This is a genomic window from Marcopretia estuarina LEGE 06307 (assembly GCF_056633115.1).
In genome coordinates this window covers 253,283-278,611 of record NZ_JBSJOY010000006.1, presented here as the reverse complement: position 1 = coordinate 278,611, position 25,329 = coordinate 253,283, and the positions used below count along the sequence as shown (strand labels likewise).

At 66.6% G+C, this 25,329-nt stretch carries 31 protein-coding genes; 8 read left to right on the top strand and 23 right to left on the bottom strand.

Annotated elements, in window-relative coordinates; genetic code table 11:
• The 3 genes from ACWJI3_RS14925 to ACWJI3_RS14915 form a co-directional block, all read left to right on the top strand.
• The coding region (locus ACWJI3_RS14925; protein WP_480204062.1) for a hypothetical protein at nucleotides 1-234 on the top strand (234 nt) is incomplete at its 5' end.
• Nucleotides 235-289: 55 nt separating this feature from the next.
• A complete protein-coding gene (locus tag ACWJI3_RS14920; protein ID WP_480204061.1) occupies nucleotides 290-1,282 on the top strand; it encodes a YihY/virulence factor BrkB family protein in 993 nt (330 codons plus the stop codon).
• A gap of 256 nt (nucleotides 1,283-1,538) precedes the next feature.
• On the top strand, nucleotides 1,539-2,024 hold the full coding sequence (locus tag ACWJI3_RS14915) for a zinc ribbon domain-containing protein (protein WP_255140691.1): 486 nt from the start codon (nucleotides 1,539-1,541) through the stop codon (nucleotides 2,022-2,024).
• Nucleotides 2,025-2,780: 756 nt separating this feature from the next.
• Here ACWJI3_RS14915 and ACWJI3_RS14910 read toward each other — a convergent pair.
• From ACWJI3_RS14910 to ACWJI3_RS14885, 6 genes are all read right to left on the bottom strand, one after another.
• The gene (locus ACWJI3_RS14910) at nucleotides 2,781-3,197 is read right to left on the bottom strand and encodes a DUF2834 domain-containing protein (RefSeq protein WP_480204060.1); all 417 of its coding nucleotides are present in this window, start codon (nucleotides 3,195-3,197) and stop codon (nucleotides 2,781-2,783) included.
• Nucleotides 3,194-3,508, bottom strand: coding sequence for an exodeoxyribonuclease VII small subunit (gene xseB, locus ACWJI3_RS14905; protein WP_255100989.1), 315 nt, complete (start codon nucleotides 3,506-3,508; stop codon nucleotides 3,194-3,196). Before xseB ends, ACWJI3_RS14910 begins: the two co-directional genes overlap by 4 nt.
• Nucleotides 3,505-4,704, bottom strand: coding sequence for an exodeoxyribonuclease VII large subunit (gene xseA / locus ACWJI3_RS14900; protein WP_480204059.1), 1,200 nt, complete (start codon nucleotides 4,702-4,704; stop codon nucleotides 3,505-3,507). The genes xseB and xseA overlap by 4 nt, the downstream gene beginning before the upstream one ends.
• On the bottom strand, nucleotides 4,694-4,825 hold the full coding sequence (locus ACWJI3_RS14895; RefSeq protein WP_255140774.1) for a hypothetical protein: 132 nt from the start codon (nucleotides 4,823-4,825) through the stop codon (nucleotides 4,694-4,696). The genes xseA and ACWJI3_RS14895 overlap by 11 nt, the downstream gene beginning before the upstream one ends.
• A gap of 194 nt (nucleotides 4,826-5,019) precedes the next feature.
• Nucleotides 5,020-5,166, bottom strand: coding sequence for a chlorophyll a/b-binding protein (locus ACWJI3_RS14890; RefSeq protein WP_094512408.1), 147 nt, complete (start codon nucleotides 5,164-5,166; stop codon nucleotides 5,020-5,022).
• Nucleotides 5,159-5,650 carry a hypothetical protein gene (locus ACWJI3_RS14885; RefSeq protein ID WP_480204058.1) on the bottom strand — a complete coding sequence of 164 codons (492 nt, stop codon included), beginning with the start codon at nucleotides 5,648-5,650 and terminating at the stop codon, nucleotides 5,159-5,161. Before ACWJI3_RS14885 ends, ACWJI3_RS14890 begins: the two co-directional genes overlap by 8 nt.
• A gap of 18 nt (nucleotides 5,651-5,668) precedes the next feature.
• Between ACWJI3_RS14885 and ACWJI3_RS14880 the strand changes: the two genes are divergently transcribed.
• On the top strand, nucleotides 5,669-6,427 hold the full coding sequence (locus tag ACWJI3_RS14880; protein ID WP_233132922.1) for an HAD family hydrolase: 759 nt from the start codon (nucleotides 5,669-5,671) through the stop codon (nucleotides 6,425-6,427).
• Nucleotides 6,428-6,492: 65 nt separating this feature from the next.
• Here ACWJI3_RS14880 and ACWJI3_RS14875 read toward each other — a convergent pair whose 3' ends face one another.
• From ACWJI3_RS14875 to ACWJI3_RS14860, 4 genes are all read right to left on the bottom strand, one after another.
• Complete coding sequence (locus ACWJI3_RS14875) at nucleotides 6,493-7,521, bottom strand: ATP-dependent helicase C-terminal domain-containing protein (RefSeq protein WP_480204057.1); 1,029 nt, start codon at nucleotides 7,519-7,521, stop codon at nucleotides 6,493-6,495.
• Complete coding sequence (locus ACWJI3_RS14870) at nucleotides 7,446-9,080, bottom strand: helicase-related protein (RefSeq protein ID WP_480204056.1); 1,635 nt, start codon at nucleotides 9,078-9,080, stop codon at nucleotides 7,446-7,448. Before ACWJI3_RS14870 ends, ACWJI3_RS14875 begins: the two co-directional genes overlap by 76 nt.
• 331 nt (nucleotides 9,081-9,411) lie before the next feature.
• Entirely contained in the window at nucleotides 9,412-9,795 is a 384-nt protein-coding gene (locus tag ACWJI3_RS14865) for a hypothetical protein (protein WP_094512782.1), read from the bottom strand.
• Nucleotides 9,796-9,933: 138 nt separating this feature from the next.
• Complete coding sequence (locus ACWJI3_RS14860) at nucleotides 9,934-10,236, bottom strand: DUF2973 domain-containing protein (protein WP_094512419.1); 303 nt, start codon at nucleotides 10,234-10,236, stop codon at nucleotides 9,934-9,936.
• Between the two features lie 320 nt (nucleotides 10,237-10,556).
• Here ACWJI3_RS14860 and ACWJI3_RS14855 point away from each other — a divergent pair, with 320 nt between their 5' ends.
• Nucleotides 10,557-11,696 (top strand): trypsin-like peptidase domain-containing protein, encoded by a 1,140-nt coding sequence (locus ACWJI3_RS14855; protein ID WP_233132923.1) that lies wholly within the window; start codon nucleotides 10,557-10,559, stop codon nucleotides 11,694-11,696.
• A gap of 331 nt (nucleotides 11,697-12,027) precedes the next feature.
• On the opposite strand, the gene ACWJI3_RS14850 is transcribed toward ACWJI3_RS14855, so the two are convergent.
• The 3 genes from ACWJI3_RS14850 to ACWJI3_RS14840 form a co-directional block, all read right to left on the bottom strand.
• Nucleotides 12,028-12,300 (bottom strand): hypothetical protein, encoded by a 273-nt coding sequence (locus ACWJI3_RS14850; RefSeq protein WP_094512427.1) that lies wholly within the window; start codon nucleotides 12,298-12,300, stop codon nucleotides 12,028-12,030.
• A gap of 129 nt (nucleotides 12,301-12,429) precedes the next feature.
• Nucleotides 12,430-12,630 (bottom strand): hypothetical protein, encoded by a 201-nt coding sequence (locus tag ACWJI3_RS14845; RefSeq protein WP_094512430.1) that lies wholly within the window; start codon nucleotides 12,628-12,630, stop codon nucleotides 12,430-12,432.
• A 403-nt stretch (nucleotides 12,631-13,033) separates the two neighbouring features.
• A complete protein-coding gene (locus ACWJI3_RS14840) occupies nucleotides 13,034-14,761 on the bottom strand; it encodes an ABC-F family ATP-binding cassette domain-containing protein (RefSeq protein ID WP_480204055.1) in 1,728 nt (575 codons plus the stop codon).
• 116 nt (nucleotides 14,762-14,877) lie between these two features.
• Between ACWJI3_RS14840 and ACWJI3_RS14835 the strand changes: the two genes are divergently transcribed.
• Nucleotides 14,878-15,111 (top strand): hypothetical protein, encoded by a 234-nt coding sequence (locus ACWJI3_RS14835; RefSeq protein ID WP_094512438.1) that lies wholly within the window; start codon nucleotides 14,878-14,880, stop codon nucleotides 15,109-15,111.
• 114 nt (nucleotides 15,112-15,225) lie between these two features.
• Here the strand turns inward: ACWJI3_RS14835 and ACWJI3_RS14830 are convergent, their stop codons facing one another.
• The 3 genes from ACWJI3_RS14830 to ACWJI3_RS14820 form a co-directional block, all read right to left on the bottom strand.
• The gene (locus tag ACWJI3_RS14830; protein ID WP_094512441.1) at nucleotides 15,226-15,471 is read right to left on the bottom strand and encodes a hypothetical protein; all 246 of its coding nucleotides are present in this window, start codon (nucleotides 15,469-15,471) and stop codon (nucleotides 15,226-15,228) included.
• Between the two features lie 34 nt (nucleotides 15,472-15,505).
• Nucleotides 15,506-17,569, bottom strand: a complete 2,064-nt coding sequence (locus tag ACWJI3_RS14825; RefSeq protein ID WP_480204054.1) for a glycosyltransferase family 2 protein — start codon at nucleotides 17,567-17,569, stop codon at nucleotides 15,506-15,508.
• A gap of 133 nt (nucleotides 17,570-17,702) precedes the next feature.
• Nucleotides 17,703-17,996: a hypothetical protein gene (locus tag ACWJI3_RS14820; RefSeq protein ID WP_261346545.1), complete on the bottom strand. Its 294-nt coding sequence runs from the start codon at nucleotides 17,994-17,996 to the stop codon at nucleotides 17,703-17,705.
• A gap of 220 nt (nucleotides 17,997-18,216) precedes the next feature.
• Here ACWJI3_RS14820 and ACWJI3_RS14815 point away from each other — a divergent pair, with 220 nt between their 5' ends.
• Nucleotides 18,217-18,549, top strand: a complete 333-nt coding sequence (locus ACWJI3_RS14815; protein WP_094512444.1) for a ribbon-helix-helix domain-containing protein — start codon at nucleotides 18,217-18,219, stop codon at nucleotides 18,547-18,549.
• Between the two features lie 72 nt (nucleotides 18,550-18,621).
• Here the strand turns inward: ACWJI3_RS14815 and ACWJI3_RS14810 are convergent, their stop codons facing one another.
• The 3 genes from ACWJI3_RS14810 to ACWJI3_RS14800 are packed head-to-tail and all read right to left on the bottom strand — an operon-like array spanning nucleotide 18,622 to nucleotide 20,714.
• Nucleotides 18,622-19,779 (bottom strand): anhydro-N-acetylmuramic acid kinase, encoded by a 1,158-nt coding sequence (locus ACWJI3_RS14810; protein ID WP_480204053.1) that lies wholly within the window; start codon nucleotides 19,777-19,779, stop codon nucleotides 18,622-18,624.
• A 4-nt stretch (nucleotides 19,780-19,783) separates the two neighbouring features.
• Nucleotides 19,784-20,488 carry a potassium channel family protein gene (locus ACWJI3_RS14805; RefSeq protein ID WP_480204074.1) on the bottom strand — a complete coding sequence of 235 codons (705 nt, stop codon included), beginning with the start codon at nucleotides 20,486-20,488 and terminating at the stop codon, nucleotides 19,784-19,786.
• A 43-nt stretch (nucleotides 20,489-20,531) separates the two neighbouring features.
• Entirely contained in the window at nucleotides 20,532-20,714 is a 183-nt protein-coding gene (locus ACWJI3_RS14800) for a hypothetical protein (RefSeq protein ID WP_480204052.1), read from the bottom strand.
• Between the two features lie 83 nt (nucleotides 20,715-20,797).
• Between ACWJI3_RS14800 and ACWJI3_RS14795 the strand changes: the two genes are divergently transcribed.
• On the top strand, nucleotides 20,798-20,965 hold the full coding sequence (locus ACWJI3_RS14795) for a hypothetical protein (protein WP_480204051.1): 168 nt from the start codon (nucleotides 20,798-20,800) through the stop codon (nucleotides 20,963-20,965).
• Here ACWJI3_RS14795 and ACWJI3_RS14790 read toward each other — a convergent pair whose 3' ends face one another.
• The 4 genes from ACWJI3_RS14790 to ACWJI3_RS14775 are packed head-to-tail and all read right to left on the bottom strand — an operon-like array spanning nucleotide 20,966 to nucleotide 25,262.
• Nucleotides 20,966-21,601, bottom strand: coding sequence for a peroxiredoxin (locus ACWJI3_RS14790; RefSeq protein WP_094512461.1), 636 nt, complete (start codon nucleotides 21,599-21,601; stop codon nucleotides 20,966-20,968). It abuts the gene before it with no gap.
• Nucleotides 21,602-21,645: 44 nt separating this feature from the next.
• Entirely contained in the window at nucleotides 21,646-23,283 is a 1,638-nt protein-coding gene (hflX, locus tag ACWJI3_RS14785; RefSeq protein WP_480204050.1) for a GTPase HflX, read from the bottom strand.
• 18 nt (nucleotides 23,284-23,301) lie between these two features.
• On the bottom strand, nucleotides 23,302-23,916 hold the full coding sequence (locus tag ACWJI3_RS14780; protein ID WP_480204073.1) for an HAD-IA family hydrolase: 615 nt from the start codon (nucleotides 23,914-23,916) through the stop codon (nucleotides 23,302-23,304).
• Nucleotides 23,917-23,960: 44 nt separating this feature from the next.
• Nucleotides 23,961-25,262, bottom strand: coding sequence for an NAD(P)/FAD-dependent oxidoreductase (locus ACWJI3_RS14775; protein ID WP_480204049.1), 1,302 nt, complete (start codon nucleotides 25,260-25,262; stop codon nucleotides 23,961-23,963).
• Nucleotides 25,263-25,329 lie beyond the last annotated feature (67 nt).

The window sequence follows — 25,329 nt, the reverse complement described above, 5'->3', positions numbered from 1 at the left end:
TTCATTCCTACCAAGTTTTGCTTTGATCGAGCTTGTCATCTGATGATGATGAATCAAGAGAAGCGAAACACTGAAAGCCACCCGAAAGGGTGGCTTTTTTGTTGGTTGCGTGTTGGCTGGAGGATGGATTGCTGGTGGGGGAGATTCAAGACACATGCTGGGCATCATTTGTTCATGGGTTTCGCCTCTTTGCTCCCAGCAAGTGCTGCTGCAACAGGACTCTGTGAGGCGTGATCCAGCTGCCCATGCCAAGAATTGCGCTGTGCAGCCGCTGGTGTGTGCTTAAAGTATGCAGGCTGGCCGTGTTGATACTGTGCCGATCAGGCTTCCGCTGGCAGCAAAGAGGCTCGCTCTGACTGGTTGGAGGGCCTATCGCCTCTGGGATCGTTGCGACTGTATTGACCTCAGTGCGGCCTTTGCGTATCACACACTTCAATCCATATTCCCAGTGTTGCTGATCGTGCTCTCTACTGCGAGTGGCATTCTCGGTAGAGAGGATGGGCTTACTGAACAGATTATCAGTTGGTCTGCCCAGTTCTTTCCCGAGGCTTCTTTGCCGCTGATTCGCACCACTCTGCTCAAGTTGCAATCTGCCAGGGCCAGTGCTGGTTGGTTTGGGTTGGGCATGTTGTTGCTCACCTCCAGCAACGCCTATCTCACACTGCAGCGTGGGGCTGATCGTCTCTGGGGCGATGACTCGGCCATCCCTTCCGTTGCCCCTCGCATTCAGCAACAGCAGCCCTGGTTCGTTGTGCGCCGCTTTGTATTGCAACGCCTCAAGGCGTTTGGGTTTGTGGGTTCAGTCGGTCTCCTGTTGGTGATTGATCAGCTCACCACTAACCTCCGATCAATGGGCACGCAGACGTGGCGTTCCATGTTTGATTCACACTTCTCCTGGTTGATCCAGGTCTTCCTTCCTGACCCGACCGTGTTGAATCTGGTGGGGTCGCTGCTCATCTCCGTGTTGGTGGCACTTCTTCTTTTGCGCGTGTTGCCTTCAGGGGTGACGCCTTGGCGTCCCCTGCTGCCTGCTGCGTTGTTGATCGGGGTGGTGCAGTTGGTGTTGAACTTAGCGGTGGGCCGCAGCCTCGTTTCCCTAGGGACCCGCTTTCAGGCCTATGGCGTGATCAGTGGTGTGCTCGTGCTGACTCTTTGGGTCTGGTTGCAGGGTCTGATTTTTTATTACGGCATCGCATGGAGCGTCGTTCTGGGCCGGCGGCGCAGTGGGGGCGATCCACACCTCGATTCGGCCGATCGTCTTGCGCCATTCGCGCGAGGATAATGGGAGCTAGGAGTAAACCCGTGGCCCGACCAGGTCTCTCCCTCCGACCACTCCCCGCCAGCCTTTTGCTGCTTGCTGCCGGTGTGGGCTCCATCGTTCTGATTGGCCTTCTCAGCCTTGCCTTGGTGCCTGTGCTGCTGGGGGCTGGCCTCCTGCTTTGCTTTTTGGTGGGCGTTGTGCTTTTCAGTTGGGCTGGTATTGAGGGGCTTGCGGCTCTGGAGAGGTGGATCGAAAGCGACCCTCGCTTTCAACGCTGATGGAGCGGCGGATTCCCTGGGTCTGGATTCTGTTGGGTGCTCTGCTGCTCTTGGCACCGGGACCTGCTGGACGGCTCATCCTTGATCTGTTGGGTGGACTCACCCTCATCATTGTGCTGCTGCCATTTTTGCTGGCCGGCGGTGGATGGGTGGCGTGGAGAATCATTAGCAGCCGCGTGCGCACTTGTCCCACCTGCGGACTCACCACCCTGTCGGCGGTGAACTGCCCGGCCTGTGGATCCCGACTTGATCTAGATGGACCACAGGCTCGTGGCGTCGATCAGCAAACACAGGCACCAATGGACGCCGGATTACGGCGAAATCCGTTTTCTGCCTCGTTGTTCAACCGCTCTCTTTTCATTCAGGTCGATGACGACCCTGGGAGGGACCAGGCGAGCCGCACGACTGGTTCAGAACGCGAGGCAACCGATGTGACCATTGACGTTGCTGCCAGGCCGATCAGTGACAACGAACCGCCGGAATGATCCAGCACCGATGACACTGTTTGTGTTGATCGTATCCAGAAGAGATTGAGGAGACCCCCAGGTGAGTACGGTCTCCCATCGCTAACGGCCGACACCACATGAGTGGTAGTGAGTCAGCGGGACCCCTGGCCGTAAACATACAGACTCTGCTTCGGGCATCTACACTTGATACCGTTCGCACCGCCTAACTATCCAATACTGTCGACATCGCCGGTGTCCCCACTGATTGTCTCCGTGAACACCATCGAAGCTTGAACCCTGTTGTCAGAGGTTTTTTCAACCGCCGGCATCACTGATCCCCGACGCTCAAGCGGCTGAGACTGGTGACTCGCCTCTATGCGGCTGCTGAAAGATCAACCGAGCCGCGGGAGATTGGCCCAACGGAACCGAGCAGAGGCGCGGCCAGCAGGAACGGACCGGTCCTCTGTTCTCCTATGTCCCCAACCAAGGACCGAATCCCCAAGCGCCACCCCCATGCGGCAGGTACAGGAGTTGGACCACTAGGTGCTCGACCGGCTGACTCCATGCTTTTTCAGGCTGTGCCCCGAGGGTGCCTGGCCCCCGATCCCTCCTGAGCAGTTGCTGATGGCCCTGTTGCTGCAGGGGATCTACGGCAATCGCACGGAGCGGATGCTCACAGATGCGCACAGGAATCGCCCGATTGGCCGATCGACCTCCCCACATGGCGCCGACAAACGCCGCCGGGAGTGGGGCAAGCGCTACAGCAATCGGTTGAGCGGCAATTTCAGCGGGCTCCTATCCGCTGGCTGCGTTGGTATGGTCCAGCTCCTGCAACCGCCGTTCGCGAAGAAACAGGAACAAAGGAGCACCGCAGGCGAAGGCCAGCGTCACACAGCAGAGGAGGCAGATCGCGATGCCCTTCACCTCCAGCCGACGGGCTTCTGCCACCATCCAGATGGTTATGGCTGTAGCGCCAATGAAAAGATCACGCGAAAGAGACTGCGCCGCTGGATTGGCATTCGCCAGGCGGAGGAACAGACCCAGATCAAAGGCGCTGTTGCTGAGCTGGATGAACTCCAGATTGGCCAGCCAGGGCAGGACGGCTCCCGCCACCGCCAACGCCAGATAGAGCCACTGAAGTCGATGCGAACTGGCGGGCGCCCCTGTGATCGGAAGGAAAGTGGGCCGTTCTGACCGTTCCGGGATTGTCATGGCTGCGTCTCGATGAATGGGGCGGCAGTGGCTTGATCACTTGCGTTGACCTCAAGCTGCAAGACCTCTTGCTCCACCTGCTGCAGTACGGCTTCGCAACGGTGGCCGTAGGCCAGTGCCCGCTGATAGAGCTCCGCCATTCTTTCCACCTCAAGATCCTCCGACTGGAGCTGGGCCAGGGCCAGCTCCAGTGCCGTGAGGGCCTGGCTGTATGTGAGTTCGCCGATCTCCGCAGCCCAGGCGGGCGGAACGCCGGCAAGGGGGCCTGCTGCGCGGGCTTTGGCCTGTGGCTTGCTTTTGCGTAGGGTCATGAAGGGGGCAAGCTGACGAAAGACTCCACCATGGCTTCGCCGATGGGGCTGGTGTCGGTGACCTGAACGTCCGCAAGCCCATCAGTCCATTCCAGCTGAAGGTTCTGGCCGATGCCCACCTGTCTGAGCGAACGCACGAGCTGACCGTTCTCGCCACGGGCCAGACAGAAGCCCCGACGCAGCAGGCGTTGAGGCGAAAGGGCTTCGCGCAGATTCTCCAATTTCTGAAGCCGCTGGCGACGGTCCTGCAGAACCCGGGCGGGATGGCAACGGTCGCGCTGGGCCGCTAGGGCGAGCAGGTTCTGGCGCTGGCTCTGCAAGCGCCAGCGCAATTCGCCGCCCAGCTGGGACCTGAGCGAGCGCAGGCGCTGGAGGGCACTGGCGCGGTCCGGCAACAGGGCCACCAGCGCAGCGGTGGGTGTGGCGGCCCGATAGTCCGCCACCAGGTCAGCGATGGTGGTGTCGCTTTCATGGCCGAGCCCGGTGATGACGGGGAGCGGGCACGTTGCCAGAGCCTGGGCCAGTCGTTCACCATCGAAGACGGAGAGATCTTCACGGCTCCCCCCACCACGGGCCAGCACCAGCGCCTCAAGGCCGAGGGCGCCGGCGTGCCGGCCCGCAGCGGCAATGGCACGGCAGATCTCGTCCTCCACGCCCCCCTGCACAGGGATCGGCAGGATCACGATCCGTGTGGCCGGCCATCGTTCCCGTGCGGTGCGAAGCATGTCCGCGAGCGCTGCGCTCGGCACGCTGGTGAGTAAGGCAATCGCCTCGGGGAGAGCGGGGAGGGGACGTTTGCGGGCGGCACTGAAGATCCCGGACGGTTCCAGCAGGTCGCGGACCCGCTCAAAACGACGCAGCACACTGCTGAGGCTTGGCCGAACGTCGAGAACCTGTACACAGAGAGTGGCCCGCGCCGGCCAGAAATTCAGCTTCCCCACCACCGTGACGCCGTCCCCATCGCCGGGGCGAAAGCTGAGACGCGGCAACTGGGAAGCCCACACCACACCGGCAATGGAGGCCTCTTCGTCCATCAGCGTGAGCCAGAGGTGACCCTTCTTGAGCTGAGGCCGGGATACCGTGGCTTCGAGCAGGAAGCGTGGCGCGAAGCCCCGCTCGATCAAAGTGCCGATCGCCACGTTGAGTTCGGCGACGCTGAAGCGGGGGAGAACACCGGTGGCGGAGTCAGCGTTCAAGACGGCCGTAGCAGAAACCCCAGTAGAGACTCACGGCGGCGGCCACCAGGAAAATGGATCGGCCGCTGGGGTGATCAAAACGGACCAATCCCGCGGCGCACACCACGAGGGCTGTGCTCAACAGGCGAGATCCATCGCGTCGGTTCTTGACGTAGAACGGAGCCATGCGAGCAACGTCGGCACGGAAGGCCCAGTCTTGCCGATCAGCAGTCGTCGTGGTGGACCAGTGGACAGGCCAACTGTGAAACGTCAAAGGAATAGGCCCCACCACTCCTGAAGAAGCGGCGAGGCCAATGGGACGCTGCAGGCAGGAAATCAGCCCAGGCCGATCTGGGAGAGAATTCCCTGGCCGGTGAGCACTTCGGTGGTCAGGCCGATCACGAAGCCCAGCATGGCCAGGCGGCCATTCCAGGTTTCCGCGAAGTTGACGAAGCCGAAGCGGGGGGAGGTGGAGTCAGCCATGACGCAAGCTCAATGACAGATCAAATTGTAATGAAAGATGGGGATGGCTTGACAGTTGCTGGTCTGTCGTTGGGAGGTTCGGGAATCCGTTCTGGTGATGCTTGCTCCACCGTGTTTCCGAGGGTTCTACCAACTGCCAACGACCAACCGGCAAACAGCCAGCAGTTATTGAGCCAGCAGACAGCCACAGACAACTGCGGCAGAGGCCGCCGACCAGCACTTCGCGAGCCAACCCGCCGCAGTTCAGCCCTCCGCAACCCAGCGCTCGGCAATCCACCCCATTGCGATCGTTCACTCCGCACGCTTCAGCGATCAACGCTCCACCCGTCAACGCCCCACCGATCAACATCCCATCGTTTACCCCGCCATCGATAACCAGCACGCCGGCGGCCAACACTTCGGTGAACATCTCACCAACGACCACCGCGCCATTGGCCATCCCGCCGCTGATGTCCGCGCCATCAGTCGCTGCGCGACCGACCATCCGGCCACGGCCCAGCTGGTGGCTCGACTGCCGCGGGAGCCGCAGCTCGTGCTCGTCACCGATCTCGACGGCACGCTGCTGGAGGGCAGTCCGGCGGCCAAAGGCGCCTTCTACGCCTGGCTGGAGCAGCGCCGCGACCGGGTGCTGCACGTCTTCAGCACCGGCAGGGATCTGGCCTCCGTGGGTCGCTTGCTGCTCCAGGAGACCATCCAGCGGCCACCAGCTCCCCATCTGGTGATCAGTGACGTGGGCGCCACCGTGGCCTGTGGCACCAGCCTGGCGCTACTGCCGGGTCTGGTGGATCCGATCGATCGCCGCTGGCAGGGCTGCGCGGAACGGCTGGCCCCTCTGCTGCGGAACCAGCCCGGGCTCAGCCCCCAGCCGGTGAGCGCCCACCGCCGCCTCGCCTACGACGTGGATCTTGGCAAGCTCGACCCGGGCCTGCCGTCCCGCCTGAGCGACTTGGGGGTGGATTGCCTCATCTCCGCCGACCGCTACCTGGATGTGCTGCCGGCGGGAGTCAACAAGGGCTCGACACTGCAGGCACTGGTGGAGTGGCTGGAGCTGGATCCGAACACAGTGATCACCGCCGGCGACAGCCTCAACGATCTGGCCATGTTCGAGACCGGCCTCAAGGGCGTGATGGTGGGCAATGCAGAACCCGCCCTGCGCCAGGAGCTGCCCCGGCTGCAGCGCACCTATGCGGCGCGCGCTCCTGGCTGTGAGGGTATAGCGGAGGGGTTGAGGCATTTCGGCTTTGCCCACCTGTTCGACTGACACTTCTGGCCAGCCCTTCGACGTCGGCTCGTCGCTGCCACATCTTCGCCGCCGTCATGTTGCGGTTATTTGCGGGCAGCGGGCTTGGCGCGGCTCGTGGGCAGGGCCTGGCGGGGATCCTCCGGCCAGGGATGGCGCGGATAGCGGCCCCGAAGCTCGGCGCGCACCTGCCGGTAGCTGCTGCCCCAGAAGCCGTCGAGGTCCTGGGTGATCTGGACCGGGCGGCCCGCGGGGGAGAGCAGGTGCAGGGTTACGTTCAGGCGCCCCTGGAGCAGCGCCGGCGTGCGGCTGCAACCGAACATCTCCTGCAGCCGCACGGCCAGCACGGGGGGAGAGTGGCCGTAGTCGATCGGTACCAGCCGTCCGGATGGCACCAGCAGCTTGGCAGGCAGGAGCTGGTCCAGGTCGCGGCGGCAATCCCAGGGGATCCCCGACCAGAGCGCTTCCTGCAGATCGAGCGCCTGCAACTCCTGCAGGGAACGCCGGCCGGCGAGTTGATCGCCGAGCCAGGCGCCGAAATCACCACCCAGGGCCGCCTCGCTCCGGTCGGGCCAGGGTGGCCCCAGCTCCCGATGGGCCAGGCAGAGGCGTTGCTGCAACTGCCGGCTGCCGGCGCTCCAGGGCAGGGCGATGAGGCCGTGCTCCCGCAGGCCCGCCATCAGGGCGTCCTGCACCTGATCGAGCGGGGCGTCCTGCCAGGGCCGCCGGCTCAGCACCAGGGCCCCCAGTCGGTGCTCCCGCACGGCCACCACCCGTTGCTCCTGGCCATCCCAGCGAACCGTTGCCACGCTGCTGCCTTCCCGCTGGGCCAACTGCTCCAGGCTGGCCCTCGCCAGGGGGAGGGCCAGCAGAATCCGCGCCTCGCTGCCTCCGGCGTCGGCCCGGGCGATGGCCAGGACCTCGGCGCCCGCCAACGGATCGCCGGGATGGAGCCGGGCGCCGCGACCGTTACGCATCAGAAAGCGGCCCCCGGCTTCCTGACGGGCCAGGGCCACCTGCTCTGGGTAGGCCAAGCCGATCAGCTCGGCCGCCTGCTGGGCTTCAGAGCCACCCGTGCTGGCTCTGAAGCCGCTGGTCGCCAACGGTTGGGCCACGCGCGCCACCCGCCTGCCTGCCGCTGCAGCTGTGCCAGCTGTTGGAGCAGGAGTTGACGGCGAGGGTCAGCGCCTCCTTGCCTCAACCAGTCGAGCCGCCACAGCAGATCCGAGCCGGCTTCCTGTAGCCCGAGCGGATCGCGGGCCTCCAGCAGCACCGCCAGCTCGCAGGCCAACGGCAGCAGGTTGCGCTGCTTGGCGATCAGCAGCATGTGGGCGAGCCGGGGATGCAGGCCTAGCTGGGCCATGGCACGGCCATGGGCCGTGATGCGGCCGTGGACGTCCGTGGCTCCGAGCTGGCCCAGCAGGTCGATCGCCACCAGCAATGGCTGCTGTGGGGGGGGATCCAGCCAGGGCAACGACCCCCCGGCTCCAGCGCCCCACTGCGCCAGTTGCAGGGCCACCGGCAGGGGATCCCGCTCCAGCAGCTCCGGCAGATCGAACGGAGGACGCCGCTGCTGCTCTGCCGGCGACCAGAGCCGCAGACAGCGGCCCGGGCCCAGTCGTCCGGCCCTGCCCTGACGCTGGGTGGCTGAGGCCTGGCTCGCTGGCTGCGTGACCAGCCCATCCATGCCGGTGCCGTGATCGAAGCGGCTGCGACGGCTGAGGCCGCTGTCGATCACCAGACGCACCCCCGCGATCGTGAGCGAGCTCTCGGCGATGGCGCTGGCGAGCACTACCTTGCCCGCCTCGCTGCGTGCCTCCCGCATGGCCGCCGACTGCGCTCCCAGCGGCAAGCCACCGTGCAGGGGGGCAAGTTCCAGCTCCGCCCCCCAGCCAGTGGCCTGGATCGCCCGTTGGCATTGGAGGATTTCCCGCTGCCCGGGCAGAAACACCAGCACGGTTTCGCCTGTGCCGCGGGCTTCCAGCCAATGCTGCTCAAGCCCGCGCACCACCTGCTGCTCCAGGGTCTCCTGCGGCCTCGGGGGCTGGTACGCCAGTTGCACCGGGAAGCTTTTCCCTTCACTGCGGATTACTGCGGCCTCCGGCAGCTGGCGGGCCAGCGGGGTGAGATCCAGCGTGGCCGACATCACCAGCAGGCGCAGCTCCGGCGCCAGCAGTGGCCGGGATTCCAGTAGTAACGCCAGGGCGAGATCCGTGTCCGCTCGGCGCTCGTGAAACTCGTCGAAGATCACACACGACACGCCCGTGAGTGCGGGATCTCCTTGCAGCCGCCGCAGGAACAGCCCATCGGTCAGCACTTCAAGCCGGGTGGCTGCCGAACAGCGCTGCTCAAGCCGCACCCGATAGCCCACCGTGCCGCCCACCGCTTCATCGAGGCTGGCGGCGAGCCGCTGTGCGGCGGCCTTGGCCGCCAGACGCCGGGGCTCCAGCATCAGAACGGTGTGGGGTTCAGCTTGGGGCAGTTGCTCCTGCAGGCGGCGCAGTAGCGCCAGCGGGACACGTGTGGTCTTGCCTGCTCCGGGGGGGGCGTGCAGCAGCACTGTGGATCCGGCCGGCTCAAGCCGCTCCAGGATGTCCGGCAGAACCGCCTCAATCGGCAGGGGGGCCTTGGACGGGCCAGAGGCCGGAGGGAAGCTACGCCCGAGCGGTTGCATGCCGGATCTCAGCGGCAGTCCGACGATGGTCCCCGGCAAAGCAGGCGGGGGGTCAGCCGGAGGTCGCTGCGGGATCAGCCGAGCAGCTTCAGGATCAGAGCCAGCAGGGCGGTGCTGAGCAGCCCGAGGGATGCCAGCAGTCTCACCAGGGGTCCGATGGACAGGGCCAGCGAGGACATAAAGAAAAACGGAAGAAACCGATGCGTCCGTTTTAGCGCCCCTCTGGACCACAGGTGGTGGTCTTAGCCACGTTTCTTTGCCTGTTGATCAGGGGTAGCGCCGCTGCCACGCCGATCGTCAGCAGCTTGCGCACGGCACCGCCGGCCGCCTTTCAACGCACGTGACGGGCGCCATCCACCGGGTGATACGCCTCGCCGGTGGTTTCTTCGTAGACGACTGCCGGCAAGCCGGTTTCAAACATCGTCTGCAGGGCTTCCTTCAGGTAGGGGTTCCAGCCCCCGGTGGTGACCTTGCCGTGCCGCACGGTCCAGTCCCAGGTGCCCTGCAGGTCGCGGGGGATCCTGCCCTCCCGATCGCGGCGTGCCACGAGATCCTGGGATTCCACCAGGCCCACCAGGATCGGATCCTTGCCGTAGGAGGGCGTGAGGCTCAGCTCCAGGCGGATCGGATCCTCCTTTGTGAGCTGGAGGCGAAACCGGGGAGGAAGTTTGAGGCTGCGCAGAACGGCCGCCACGATTCGAGTTCTCTGATCCAACTGTCGGCCTCCGCCGTGATTCGGTTCTACGTTCTGGTTGTACCAGCCCATGGGACCGCAGCAGGCTGATCCGGTGCGCATGTGCGCAAGCCAAGGCTCCGCTCAGAGCGGGTAGCAGTTCATGGCACCTTGGCTGGGCTAAGGGGTTTCCGGAGGAAGAACCGTTTCCTCCGCACCATCACTGAAGCGCACTGTCAACAGATCCTCCTGGGTAAGGCTGCCGTCGGCGTCGAGTAACTCCGGGTGGATGGTGAGACGGCCGGTGCGGTCAGTGCTCTCCGGCTGAGCACTGACCGGGGCGAAGGGGCTGGGAAACGGGAGATCGGCGGGTCGGGAGACCGCTGTGAATCCCTTGGCCATCACCCGGAACGCCTGCCACAGCAGGCCAAGCAGGCAGGCGCCGTAGAGGAGGGGAAACAGGCGGGCGAGAAAGGGGTCCATCGGTGATGGGCAAGCTGCCGTGGCCGTGGAAGGCCATGGCCCATCATCGCCTGCTTGAAGACCCGGGTGCCATGCTCCAGGCCCAGAGGGTGCTGCAGGCGGCGCCAAAGGCGAGAAACACCAGCAGAACGCTGCTTGTGTCCATATTCATTCATAAAAGTTCTTCAACCCTAGGGGCGGAGCGTCTTGCGTGCAGAGATCCTTTGAGCCTGCGCTTTGCCGCACTTCGTCACACCTTCACTGCCGCAGGCGTTCCTCAACGCCAGGCAACACCGTTACGGTCGGAATCACGTCCCGTTCCTGTTCTGATCGCCATGTCCATGAGGCGTTTGTCTCTCCGCCAGCTGCCTTATCTGCTCCCCCTTGCCGTTCTGCTGGCCTCCCCGGTGCTCACCCGGCCCGCTCCTGCGCCGGCCCAGGCTCAGCCAGGCGGTGCGCCTGGGCTCTCCCGGCAGTCGTTCGTCGCGGACGCTGTCCGCAGCGCCGGGCCAGCGGTGGTGACGATCGACACGGAGCGCACGGTGGTGAGCGGTGGCGGCTCAGGGCTGCCGCGCGGCCTGATGGCTGATCCCTTTTTCCGCCAGTTCTTCAACCTGCCCCAGGCTCAGCAGCCGTCCCAGCGCACCGAGCGGGGTCAGGGCAGCGGTGTGATCTTCCAGGCCGATGGCCTGCTTCTGACCAACGCTCACGTGGTGGAGAACAGCGACCGGGTGTATGTGGGCCTCAAGGATGGGCGCCGGGTGGAAGGGAAAGTGGTGGGGCTTGACCGGCTCACCGATCTCGCCTTGGTGCGTTTGCTGAGCCCAGGGCCGTGGCCGGTGGCCAGGCTCGGGAACTCTGATGCGCTGCAGGTGGGCGACTGGGCGATTGCAGTGGGCAATCCCTTCGGTCTCGATAACACCGTGACCATGGGGATCATCAGTAACCTCAACCGCAACGTGAGCAAGCTGGGCATCACCGACAAGCGGCTGGATCTGATCCAGACCGATGCCGCCATCAATCCCGGCAATTCCGGCGGGCCCTTGCTCAATGCCGATGGTGAAGTGGTGGGGATCAACACCCTGGTGCGCTCCGGCCCCGGCGCCGGCCTTGGTTTTGCGATTCCGATCAACCGCGCCCGCAGCATCGCGAATCAGCTGCTGGCCACCGGCCGAGTGGACCACCCGATGATCGGCGTCGGCCTCGACAACGTGCCCGGCACAAATCCAGGCAGCGCCCCGCGCGGTGCCCTCGTGCGCTCGGTGCTGCCGGGCAGCCCTGCCGCATCAGCGGGTCTGCGGCCCGGCGATGTGATCGTGGCGGTCGAGGGGCGTCCGCTGCCCGGCCCCGCCCAGATGATCGCCGCCGTGGAAAGCAATGGTGTGGGCCGGCCCATGGCGTTGCGCATCATCCGGAACGGCGCTGACATCGACCTTCAGGTCACCCCGACCGCCATGGTGGGCCAGGGCCAGCGGCGCTGATCGATCTCCGGTGCCCAGCGATCCGGGCCACTGAGCAGCTCGCAGAAACGAACGGTGATCAGCAGGGCCACAAAAACGAGCACTGCTGCAGAACCCGGCGAGAGGAACCACGAAGCGAAAGGTCAGAGAAAAGCCATTGGGTCGTCAGACCCAATGGCTTGCTCGTTGGCGTTCAGGCTTGAGTCAAACGGGCTTGGGCCCGTCCTCCTTGGGACAATCGGCCGTGCGCCAATCGGCATTGCGATCGGATCTTTTGAACCATGCAGCCGCTGGTTGAGCGCTGCCGGCCGGAGGGGCTGGCAGCGCTGGGGCGACAGTTCAGAGGCCACCGTCAGAGCACATCCGGGCCAGCCACGGAAAACTCCTGATTCACTTTGAGAGCCGTGGGCTGGCTCTGCCCCGGAGGGTCGCTGAGGCGGCTCGGCGGACTGCCGAGCTGCTGGCGCATCATCCACTCGGTAGCGGCCCGCTGGGTTTGCCAGGCCTGGAGCAACTGTTTGGCCAGACCGCGCAGCGACTGGGCGTCTCCGGTGGAGTCGATGACGCGGGTCATGCGCTCCAACTCAAATTGCTGGCCAAGGGTGAGGGCGAGCGGTTCGGACATTCCTGGCATCGCGGCGGATCAATGAGCCGCCCCAATGCTACGAAGTGTTTCGAGGTCGCTCGTATCGATCGCCACAGAGTTAGGGGGATCGTGTCAGGGTCCCACCATGGCGGGTCTCGCGCCCAGGGATCAGTGGTGCATCCGCAGCTGCTCTACACACTCGGTGATGCAGGCACCATCATCCAGTGAGCAAGTGGTGATGCATTCGAAGTAAGACTCGACAGAGTCTCCTGCGGCATCTCGCCCGAGGGCAGCATCCATGGCGATCATGCCGCCGTCAAGGGCGTCGGCGCCAAAGGAGGAGGAGGAGGTCAGACGGGGATCGCTCATTGGTCCTGCGGCGTGGGATACGGTCAGGATATGCAGATCAATAGGAGGGGTCCAGGAAAATGAGTTTTCCTGCCTAAGCCTTCATGAAGTTTTCTGTGGTATTTGCTGCTTAGAGCGGGCTCTCAGGCGCTTCTCCTGCCTCAGGTCCAGGTGATGCATCCGGACGTAAGCGGGTGTGGAGTGGCGGGACGCGGGCCTGGCCATGGTTGGAGCCCCGCTCAAGAAGCCTGGGCACAACTGTCCCGGCACAGCTGAAGCCCTGCTCCGACAGCGGGTGATCAGGCGTTGGGGGCCGGTGGGATGCACCGATTGGTCCGGTTGCTTTCGGTTGGTACCCCTGCTTCCTGGTGGCCAACCGTCTGGGGTTGGCGCTGTGGCTTGCCTTGGCTGCGGGCGGCCGCGCTCAGTCCTGGCGGGTCTTGCGCGAGGCCGCTTTGGCCTGCTGCTTTTCCTTGTTGGCGGCCGTTCTGGCGCGACGGGCCTGGACCTCCTGCTCCAGCCGCTCGGCTTCGGCCTCTTCGCGCTTTTTCTCCAGGTAGTAGGCGTAATCCCCCCGGTAGAGCACCAGCTCGCCATCGCGCAGCTCCACGATGCGGTTGGCCACCTGGGCGATGAAATAGCGGTCGTGGGAGACGATCAGCGCCGCCCCGTCGTACTCCTGCAGTGCCTGCTCGAGCATCTGCTTGGCGGGGATGTCGAGGTGGTTGGTGGGCTCGTCAAGGATCAGCAGGTTGCAGGGAGTGAGCAGCATCAACGCCAGAGCCAGCCGCGCCTTTTCGCCGCCGCTGAGCTGCCCCACCTGTTTGAACACCGCATCGTTGCTGAAGCAGAAGCTGCCCAGCAGGGAGCGCACCTGGGTCTGGGTCCAGTCGGGCACCGCCTCGAACAGGGTGTCGATCACGGTTTTCTCCAGATCGAGTGCCTCGGCCTGGTTCTGCTCGAAGTAACCCGGCACCACGTTGTGATCGCCAAGGCGGGCGATGCCCTCGTCGACCGGCTCCAGACCCATCACCAGGCGCAGCAGCGTCGATTTTCCGGCGCCGTTGGGGCCGACAAAGGCGATCCGATCGCCCCGCTCCACTTCGAGCCCTGCGCCGAGAAACAGGATCCGGTCGCCGTAGCTGTGGCTCATGTCTTCGATCAGCGCCACCTGCCGGCCGGAGCGGGGCGCCGGCGGGAACTGGAAGCTGGGGCCGGACACCCCTTCCAGCGGAGCTTCGATCCGCTCCACCTTCTCCAGCAGCTTTTCGCGGCTCTTGGCCTGGGTGCTGCGGGTGGCGCTGGCGCGGAAGCGGTCGATGTAGGCCTGCTGGCCCGCCAGTTCCTTCTGCTGCCGTTCGAAGGCGGCCTGGGTGGCTTCCCTCTCCAGTGCCTTCTGCTCAAGGTGCTGGCTGTAGTTGCCCAGGTAGGTGCGGGAGATGCCGCGCTCGGTTTCCACGATCTGGTTGCAGATCCTGTCGAGGAAGGTGCGGTCGTGACTGACCACAACGATCGGCACGGGCTGGGCCACCAGGTAACCCTCCAGCCACTGGATCGTTTCCACATCCAGGTGGTTGGTGGGTTCGTCGAGCAGCAGCAGATCGGGATCCTGCAGCAGGACCTTGCCGAGCGCGATCCGCATCTGCCAGCCGCCGGAGTAGTCGCCCACCGGCAGGTCGGCGGATTCGGGGGTGAAGCCGATCGTGGGCAGGAGCTTGTCGATGCGGGCGTCGAGTTCGTAGCCGTGCAGGGCTTCGAAGCGGCTGTGCAGCCGCCCCAGTTCGTGGATCAGATCGTCGAGGTGATCGGGGTCGGTGCTGGCCTGCTCGCTCGCCATTTCATGCTCCACCCGGTGCTGCCGGATCAGCACCTCGGCGGCCTCCCCGAACGCCTGGAAGAGCTCCTCCCGCACGGTACGGCTGGGATCCACATCGAATTCCTGCTTGAGGTACACGATGCGGGGATTCCCCTGGCGCACCACCTGGCCGCTGCTGGGTTCCTCAAGCCCGGCGATCAGCCGCAGCTGGGTGGATTTGCCGGCACCGTTCACCCCCACCAGACCGATACGGTCGCCTGGCTTCACTTCCCAGGTGACGTCGCGCAGCACTTCGCCGGTGGGGTAAAGCTTTGAGACGCGTTCCAGACGAAGCACAGCGTGGAGGTTATTGGGAGTTGTGTCCCATCATCACGCCTGTGCCCGCCTGGAACCGTATCGGCACACTGGAGGGAGGAGAAAGGCGCCGCGATGATGACCCACCGGCTGGAGCCATGGTGAAACGACTGGAGCAAGTGGCGGCGCTGGTGGTGGCCGCCGGTCTGGCACTGGTGAGCTACTGGCTGTTCTTCAGCTGGTCGCAGGGTGGCCGCTCCGATCGCTTGGCTCCGCGCAGCCTGACGCCCATGCCGGAAGGAACGGGAACCGAGCTGGCGCGCCCCCAAGGAACAGCCGCGCCGTTAGCAGGGGGCAACCTGCCGCTGCCAGCGGACCGCACACACCCCTGAGCTGGCGCACCTCCCTCTTCATCAGACGTGCGCCAAGGGGCTTGCGCAGAGCCACGCCGGCCGGGTTACGTAGAGCTCGCAGGCCTGGCCTGAGCAGGTAGCTGCGCACCTCGATCAGAGCCCGCCGCGCGCCTTGACCAGCCACTGCCGCGTGCCTTCATCGTGGCTGGCCAGATGCTCCTTCACCTGCTCAGCGGTGACGGGCAGATTCCATTGCGCGCCCAGTTCCACGATCCGCTGCAAGGTGCCCTTCGGGTCTTGCAGCGCCTGGCGGAACAGCAACTGGGTGAGCTCGTGGTCTTGCTGGATGCGGGCGTACAGCTCGGCAACGGGGGTTGGAGCAGCGCTGGAATCTGTCATGGAAACGGATGGGAGCCGTTGATCTGGTTCGACGTTATGGGTGGCTGGTGAGTGGGGCGAGAGATTGTGTGGTGTTGATGGACTTCGGCACCAGGCTGCGGCGGAAGGGGCGTGCCTCCCGCGGGGCCCGCAGCAGCTGGGAGAACAGCACCGCCAGCGCCTTCCACTCCGGCGGAGCCTGACGCTGTGGCCAGCTGCCCGGGGTGCAGTACAGAAACTGAATGAGCGCGTTGTGGCTGTCCCAGCTGAGCGCCTCCCAGGCCAGTGCCACGTTCCGTTCGCGCTTGGCCAGGCAGCTGGCCGGCAGGGGCGCCGGCAGGCCAGGCAGCTGCAGGGTGGCCTCGCTGAACGGCGGCAGGTCGGCGGTGAGGCGGCCTTCCAACCCCCGCTCGCTGATGGCTTCGAGCTGGAGCGTGCAGGTGATCCCCTCCGCCCGCAGCTGGACCGGCAGGTGGAGCGCCAGCCAGGGGGTGGGATCGAGACAGGGGGGATCGATGCAGCAGCGCAACGCCACCAGCAGGGCAAAGGTGTTGAGGCCGCCCCAGAACAGCCCCACCCAGTGGGTGGTGGGAGCCAGCGGGCCCGCCTGCAGCTGCAGCAGCACGGCGCCGAGGTTGGCGAGGTTGACCACCAGCAGCACGAGCAGCGGCAACATCAACGACCAGGCGCCTCCGCCGTGCTGGCGCAGGCGGTGCTTGGGCGTGATCGTGAAGCCTCCGCCCGGCATCACCAGGCTGCGCAGCACGGTGATCGCCAGTGGCACCGCCAACAGCCAGCTCATCAGCTCCGGCAGCAGGGCATGGCGGGAGCCGCGGGTGAGCCAGCCCACCAGGGCCAGTTGGCTGCAGAGCACGGGCAGGGCGTAAACGAGAAACTGCTCGAGCGTCATGCGGATCGGCAGGATGCCGAGCAGCCCCACAGACAACGGCATCAGCAGCAGGATCAGCCGGGGCAGGTTGTTGAACCAGTGCAGCAGCCCCTCGCTGTAGGAGAAGCGCTGCTGGGCCGAGAGCCCCCGCAGCCGCAGCGGATTGGCGTTCAGGCGCAGGGTCTGCAGGGTGCCGGTGCACCAGCGCAAGCGCTGCTGGACGAAATCGGCCATCGTTTCCGCCGCCAGACCGGCGCTGAGCTTCTCCGGCAGGTACACGAGGCGATGGCCGCGGGCGGTGAGCTCCAGGCCGGCCACGAAATCCTCGGAGAGCGCCCCCGGGTTGAACCCACCGATGGCCGCCAGCGCTGAACGCCGCACCACGAAGGAGGTGCCGGCACAGACGACGGCGGCATTGCCATCCCGCACCGGCTGGATCCAGCGGTAGAAGCTCTCCTCATCGGGCAGCAGCCAGCGCTCCATCGCCAGGTTGCGCATCAACGGATCGGCGTTGATGAAGGTCTGGGGGGTTTGCACCAGCGCCACATCCGCCTCCAGAAAGAAGCCGAGCGTGCGCTCGAGAAAGTGGGTCTGCGGGATGAAGTCGGCATCGAACACCGCCACCAGTTCCGCATGGCTGTGGCTGAGACCGAAATTCAGATTGCCCGCCTTGGCGCCGCGGCGATCGAGGCGGCTGAGGTAAGTGCAACCGAGGCGGTTGGCGAGCTCTTCCACCTCAGCGCGGCCGCTGTCGTCGAGCACGAACACGCGCTTGTGGGGATAACGCATCGCCGTCACGCCCACCAGACAGCGCCGCAACACCGCCAGCGGCTCGCCGCAGGTGGGAATCAGCACATCCACCGGCGGCTGCCAGGTTCCGATGCGGAAACAGGCTTCGAGTCGATCGGCCTGCCGCTCCCGTGGCGGAATCGCGCGCCAGCTGAGCAGGATCTGCATCATGCCGGTGCCCAGCAGGAAGGCTTCGCAGCCCAGCAGCACCAGGGAGAGGGTGAGCGCCAGCGCTGATGAGGTGTTGAGGCTGAAGCCCACCCGCCACACCAGGTAACGCAGCACCAGAAACAGCAGCAGCGCCACCGCCAATCGGCGCGCCGCCAGCGGACGCAGGGCTTCAGGCCGGTGGGTGAGCCAGCGGGCCGCCGCCAGCACCAACAGCACCGGCAGCAGGGCGGGGGCCAGCGAGGCCGAAGGAATCAGAGGGAAGGCGTCCAAGGTGGGGTCGGCGTTCCCTGAATACCGTCCCAACACCTTGCCGGATGCATTCCTGCGCCGTGGAAATCGCCGGCCGGGCCTGTGACAGGGTGCGTCTGAGCGTTGCTTGGCCAGCGGGAACGGGGCGCTCGCTTCAGGCCGCGCAGGGCGAGTCGAGCTCCTCCTGTTCGGACGCTGAGGCATCTTCCATGGTGCGGGCGTCGAGGCAGAGCACCTTGCGCAGTTGGGCGTAGTTGGAGGCCTGGGATTTGTGGCCCTCCTGGGCTGCGGCGAACTCCGCGCGCTGAAGAACGTGGTGCAGATGGGTGAGCAGATACGTGCTGATCACGGCGGACACGAGCACGTCACTTTTCTCGGCGCCACGGCCCGATCGATCGCTGCGGCCGGCGGCGCGGGCTGCAGTGCTGGCGGCAGCCTGGGCTGGCAGTTTGCTGGCGGCGCGCCTGGCGGGTTTCGAGGCTGCCACCTGGCTTGCCTTGGTGTCGCCGGGGGTGGTGGGTCCGTCCGTGGCCCGGGTCACAGCTTTCGTCATGGCTTTGGTCATGGCTTGGGGGCGGCGCATGCGCAGAGCTCCACAAGCATACGGCTGGATACTATCCCTGTGCACCTCTGTACACTCGTGTGTAGAGCAAGCGCACCCTGGGGCCGTGGCCACCCGTCAGACCTCCGCCAGCGGCCGCCCCAAGTCACCTCGCATTCAGGTGGTGCTGCCTGAAGAACTCTGTGAACGGCTCGCCGCGGTGGCGGAGGCGGAGTCGCGCACGGTCAGCAACATGGCCAAGGTGCTCATCCAGCAGGGCCTGGATCGTCTCGATCAGCCGCCGCCCGAGCTGCCGCCGGAACGGCCGCGCGATGCCCGCAGTCAGCGCCAGTTGCGCACCGATCAGTTCCGCCAAGCCCTGGAGCGGCAGCAACGCAATGGACCAGGTCGTCTGCGGGGGGCGCCGCGGCGCCTACGGCTCTACCGGCCAGCGAGCTGAACGGCTTTCTGGTCCGCCGGTTGACCGCGGCTTGGGCTGGCCGGTTCCTGCGGCGGCGGCAGTCGCGGGCGCTCAGGTGGTGGGAGTTGCGCGCACGCCCAGCACTGCGCTGCGGGAGGCCCCGGTGACGGAAGGCAGGGAACCGGGATGGCGGTGGTGGTGCCACCAGGCCAGCAGCGCGAAACCCAGCGCTTCCCGCTGGGCCGGCTCCACCCCCAGCTCCGACAGGGGCCTCACCATCACGCCGCGGCAGCGCTGGCGGAGCTCACGCACCAGCGTGCCGTTGTGGGCGCCGCCGCCGGCCAGTACCAGCTCCACTGGCCGGGTGCCCCGCTCCAGGTCCTGAGCGACAACCGCCGCACTGAAGGCGGTGAGGGTGGCAAGTGCATCTGCCTGCTGGGTGGCAAGTCCTGAGTTCCCGGGTTCGGCTGCCAGGGCGAGTTCCTGCAGGCGGCAGCGCAGATCCTCCTGGCCGAACAGTTCGCGGCCGGTGGACTTCGGCGGTGGCAAGTGGAAATAGTCGTCCTGCAGCCAACGGGCGATCAAGGCGTTCTGCACCTTGCCGCGGGCAGCCCAGGCGCCATCGCGGTCGTAGCCGAGGCGGCCATCGCTGAACTGCGCCACCGCAAGGTCGATCAGGGTGTTGGCCGGGCCGCAGTCCCAGCCCGTCACCGGGGCCTGCCGCTCCGGGCCACTGGCCGGCGGCAGCAAGGTGAGATTGGCGATGCCACCGAGGTTGAGCACCGCCCGCCAGCCGCCGATGCGTGGCAGCAACGCGGCATCGGCGGCTGGCACCAGTGGCGCGCCATGCCCGCCGAGTGCCAGGTCATGGGCGCGCAGATCAAACACCACCGGCGTGTGCAACAGCTGGGCCAGCAGGGGGCCCTGCAGGAGTTGCCAGCTGGCACCGCGACCTTCGGGTGTGGGCGGGCGATGCCAGAGGGTCTGGCCATGGCAGCCCACCAGCTCCGCCTCGCCGGCAGGATCGCAGCTGCGGGCGGCGCGCGCCTGTTCGACGGTGACCGCCTCCGCCAGATCCAATAGCGCGGCGGCGGTGTGTGGCTCCCCCTGACCCACCGCCACCAACTGGGAGCGCAGCTGCTCGGGGTAGGGGGTCGAGGTGCTGTGCAAGACACGCCAACGGGGATGGTCGCGAGGACCTTCAAAGCTGGCCAGCACGGCGTCGATGCCATCGGCGCTTGTGCCGCTCATCAGGCCCAGAACCTTCATCGGCTCAATGGGAGGGGAGGGCCTCGAGCGCCTCGCTGCTGCCCATCACCACCAGCAGTTCGTCCTCGTTGAGCACGTGGGAGGCCGGCGGGTTCACGGTGAGGTGGTTCTGGGGACCGGCCGCCAGCACGCTGACGTCGTGGTTCTTGCGCAGGTTCAGATCGCGCAACGAGCGACCCACGAACGCCGACGGCACCTTGATCTCCTCGATGCTGTTGCGGTCGTCGAGACGCAGCCGCTCCAGCAAGTTGGGCCGCACCAACTCCATGCCGAGCCGGGTGCCCTGCATCTTCGAGGGGAACACCACCCGATCGGCGCCGACCCGCCGGAGCATCTTTTCGTGCAGATCGCTGGTGGCCCGCGCGATCACCTGGCGCACGCGGCTGCCGGGAGCATCCTTGACGATCAAGGTGGCGGTGATGCTCGCCTCGATCGGCTCACTGATCGCCACCACCACCGTGCCCACATCAAGGACGCCAGCTGCGCGCAGCGCTTCCTCATCGGTGCAGTCCACGACCCGCGCCTCGATGGCCGGGTCCACCTGGCGCATTTCATCGATCGCCCGCTGGGAGTTGTCGATGGCCAGCACCTCCGCATCGAAGCGGAGCAACTCCTTGCAGACGGCACTGCCGAAGCGGCCCACGCCGATCACGGCGAAGCTTCTCGATACCGTGTCGCTGCCACCTTGCCACTGCCACCACTGGGTCATGAGCGGTGCAATGGCAGGGGACACAGGGAAAGGCGCATGACGATCAGAGGGGGAGCTCTTCGCGGGGATAGCCCTCACGATTGTGGGTCCTGCTGGGGTAGAGGGAGGAGAGCAGCAGCAGAATCCCCACCCGGCCCACAAGCATGCCCACCATCAGCACCAACTGCCCCCAGCGGTTGAACTGGGCGGTGACGCCCACATTGAGCCTCACGGCGTCGAAGGCCAAGCACCGGGGCCTGGCCACCACGCACAGCACGAAGCAGGGCGAATGTGGTGGTTGTGGTGCCGACACCGATGATCGACAGCTGCATGACCGTGATCACCGAGGTGACGGTGAACAACCCTTCCCACCAGCACACGTCGTCGTTGGAGCAGAACGGGCTGGCCATCACCACGGTGCTCAGTGCGATCACCAGCATCCCTGTCACCAGGGTGAACTGCGGAACGATGAGACGTGCTGCCAGCCCGATCGTGTGATCACGTGTTGGGCTGGGGGGTCATGCGCAGGTAGGGCTTGACCTCAGTGACGCCTTTGGGGAACTTGGCCCGGGCGTCTTCGGTGGAGATCGAGGGAACCACGACGCAGTCGTCGCCCTGCTGCCAGTTCACCGGTGTGGCCACCTGGTGGTGATCGGTGAGCTGCAGGGAATCGATCACCCGGAGGATTTCATGGAAGTTCCGGCCCGTGCTGGCGGGATAGGTGATCTGCAGACGCAGTTTCTTGCTGGGATCGATGATGAACACCGAACGCACGGTGAGGTTGTTCAGCGCCTTCGGGTGGATCATCCCGTACAGATCGCTCACTGATTTGTCCGCATCCGCCAGGATCGGATAATCAACGATCGTGCACTGGGTTTCATTGATGTCGCCGATCCAGCCTTTGTGGCTCTCGGCGGAATCAACGCTCAGGGCAATCGTCTTGACATTGCGCTTCTCCCACTCCGGGCGCAGGCGGGCCACTTCACCCAGCTCCGTGGTGCACACGGGGGTGTAGTCAGCCGGGTGGGAAAACAGCACGACCCAGCTGTCGCCGGCGAAGTCGTAGAGGTTGATCGGACCCAGCTGGGAATCCTGGGTGAAATCGGGGACGGTGTCACCGAGTTGAAGAGGCATGGCAGGGGGGATGAGACATGGTTGATCGTGCCATAGCCCTGCGGTCAGCTGACCCGGGTGATCATCCAGTTACGCAGTCCCTCCAGGCCGAAGTTTGCGGTCGCTGACACAAACAGCATGGTGGGGTGCAAGGTGCGGGCCAGCTCCAGCGCCTGCGCGTCGCAGCGGTCGATCTGGTTGCCCACCATCTGACGCGGCGCGGTGCTGCCGAGGGTGTCGAGCAGGGCGTTCACCGCTTCGAGCTGCTGCGGCCAGGCCGGGTCCGAAAGATCGACCACCACCAGCAGCTGATCAGCGTCGAGGGTTTCCTCCAGCGTCGAGCGGAACGCCTCCACCAGGGGCGGCGGGAGGGCGCGGATGAAGCCGACCGTGTCAGTGATCAACAGCCGCACCAGCCCCCCTTGCCCATCCGGCAGGTCAAGCCGCCGCGTGGTGGGATCGAGGGTGGCGAACAGCTTGTTCTCGGCCAGCACCTCCTCCCCCGCCACCGGGCGGGTGAGGGCATTGAGCAGGGAGCTCTTGCCGGCATTGGTGTAGCCCACCAGGGCCAGCCGCCTGACGCCCTGGCGTCCCTCGCGCAGGCGCGCCCGGTGCTCCCCCAGCCGCTGCACCTCCCGCTGCAGGCGGTCGAGGCGTCGGGCAATGGCCCGCCGGTCTTTTTCCAGCTGGGTTTCCCCCGGGCCCCGGGTGCCGATGCCACCCCCCTGACGCGAGAGGCTCTGGCCGCGGCCGCTGAGCCGCGGCAGCCGGTAGCGCAGCTGGGCCAGTTCCACCTGCAGACGCCCGGCGCCGCTGGCGGCCCGCTGGGCAAAGATGTCGAGAATCAGTTCGGTGCGGTCGCTGATCGGCAGGTCCAGCAGCCGCTCCAGGTTGCGGGCCTGCACCGGCGTCAGGTCCCGATCGGTCACCACCAGGGTGGCTCCCAGTCGGCGGGCCTCCAGGGCCGCCTCGCGCAGTTTCCCTTCCCCCCAGAGCGTCTGGGGCGCCGCCTGCTGGCGCTTCTGCTGGATCAAGCCCACCGGCAGCGCGCCGGCGCTGCGCACCAGCCCTTCGAGCTCGGCGATGTCGCGCTGGCTGGCGGCACCGTCCTCACCGATCAGGGCCAGCAACAGCACCCGTTCGGGCCCAGCCTGGGGCGCCGGCCCCGGGGCGTCGTTGTCGGCCTCCGCGGGCAACGGCGAGTCAGCGGCCTCGCAGAGCTCGGCCAGGTCGGCCTCTCGGTACAGGGCCCAGGGGCGCCCCTCCTCCTGGCTGATGGTGTAGGACGCTGCCGCCCAGCGCCCCCCCGCGGCGGCCTTGTCGGGGTAGCGCAGCCACACCAGCGGCTCCAGATCGAGCCCCACCAGCGCTTCGCTGGCCAGCGGCTCCAGGCCGGGCTTGCGGCCCACGCAGGTGATCAGGCGCAGGTCGCTCCCCTGGCGCCGCTCGCTGCCGGGCAGTCGCTCGATCAGCCGGCCCGATTGCTCCAGTGGCCCCACCCACAGCAGGCGGGTGAGGCCGCGGCCGTCCACCACCAGGCTCAGCGGCAGCTCCAGCTCACGGGCCTCGGCGGCCAGCCGTTGCAGGCAGAGCAGTTCCGCGCCTCCCCCTTCCGGGTGCCGGCGGTGAGACAGCCGCTCCAGGCGGCGTTTCTGGGCGGGGCGCAGACCGCTGACACGCCCCAGCAGCACAGCTTGTTTCAACGGCGCGGGTGCATCGGGTCAGGGGCGTTGGATCCGCAGGCAACGCACACCGGTGGCAGCCGCCCCTTCAGCATCCTCGGGGCTGTCCCCCACATGCCACACCTCAGCGGCCTCAAGGCCGAGGGCCGTCAGCGCCAGCCGGAAGGGCAGGGGATCGGGTTTGGCGGCCCCGGCCGCGCTGGACACGATCACCGCCTGAAGATGTTCCGCCAGGCCCAGCCCGCTGAGCAGCCCGTTCAGACGTCCGTCGAAATTGCTCACCACCGCCAGCCGGAGGCCCACGGCCGCCCAGTGTTCAAGCGCGGGAGCCACCCCGGGGAGCACCCGCCACAAAGCAGGATCAGCAAAGCGGAGATACAGCTCCTCCTGCAGGGCGCCGGGGGCGGGCGCGCTGCTGCCAGCGCCCTGCAGGGCAGCATCGATGCGTGCGCCCCACCACTGCCGCTCGGCCCGTTCCAGTTCCTGCTGTTGCAGACCCGGAAAGGCCAGGGGCGGGGCCTGGCGCAGCACGGCCGGAAAGGCCTGGTCGATCGCGGCAGCGCTCACCGTGATTCCATGCCCGGCGGCGGCGGCGGCATAGGTGGTGCCCACCGATTCCCGCAGGCCGATCAGGGTGCCCATCGCATCGAGCAGCAGCCCCTTCGGGGCCGGCCAGGCGTCCGTGGCAGCGGCGGCGATCAGGGTCGGGGGGGCGGCGTGCGGGCGGGTTCGCCGGCGCCGAACAGGGGGCGGCCCAGGTCGGAAAGCCAGCCGGCGGCCACGCGCAGCTGGTGGGGGAGCCCCGGCAGACGGCCCAGGTAGGTGAGCTGGCGGAGGCGGTAGGCGGCGGATCCGGCCAGGGTGAGGCCCAGCCCGGTGAGGCTGGCCTCGCCGATGCCAAGGCTGATCATCTCGCCGAGATCGTTCCAACGGAATGGGCTGGTGGGTTCGCCGGCCAGGCTGCGAATCAGGTTGTCGGCCAGCACGTCGGCCTGCTGGAAGGCCACCTGGGCCGTGCCGGCCAGGGGCTCACCATCGGCATCGGCCGCATGGGCCACATCGCCGAGGGCAAACAGGTGGGGATGGTGCACCAACGACAGATCGGGGTGGCAAAGCAGACGGCCGCGGCGGTCGGTGGCCGCGGTGGGCGTGATCGCCGGCGCCGCCGCTGTCACCCCGGCGGTCCAGACCACGCCATCGACGCTGAGATGCTCCGTGTTGGCGGCGCCCCCGCCCGCCGGTTCGTGTCGCAGCGTGACCCCGCCCGCCTCCACGGCTTCCACCCGGGTGTGGGTGCGCAGGCGCACATCGCGGCGCAGCAGGGCGGCGCGGGCCTGCTCCCGGTTGAAGGCTCGCGCCTCAGGCAACAGCTCGGCGCCCTGCTCCACCAGTTCCAGCACGGCGTGGCCCTGCAGCAGGTCGGCAAGCTTGCAGGCCAGCTCCACTCCGCTGGCCCCGGCCCCAACGATCGCCAGACGCTGCAGGGGGCGCTGCTGCGCCTGGAGTTGATGTACCAGCGCCTGAAGGCGCTCCACATCCGCCAGGCAGCGGAACTGCAGGGCGTGGTCGTGCACGCCGGGGATGCCGAAATCATTGCTGCGGCTACCGGTGGCCACCACCAGCCGGGAGTAGGGAAGGCAGCGGCCCTGCGCGGTGGTGACGGTGCCGCTGGCGGCGTCGATGCTCACCACCCGGTCGCGCAGCCAGGCGATGCCGCGGCTGGCCAGCAGGCTGGCGTAGGGCGGCGCCACCTCCCAGGCACGCAGCTCATCGGAGAGCAGCTCGTAGAGGAGCGGCAGAAAAACGAACCGCTCGTTCGGCTCCACCAGCACCACAGGCGGTGGGTCACGCCGGGCAGCCAGGGCCAGCGCCGTGTAGAGGCCACCGAAGCCGCCCCCGACGATCACCACCGGATGGGGGGGCTCCCACGAGGACGTGGTGCCCGCACCGGCTTCGGCTGGATTGGGGAAGGGGGTGCGGTCCCCGCTGGTCTCCGCCATGGGTACGGCGTCTCGGTTGTGGCGTTGGCTACCCGAACCCTAACCAGAGCGTTTCATCACAGGAGAT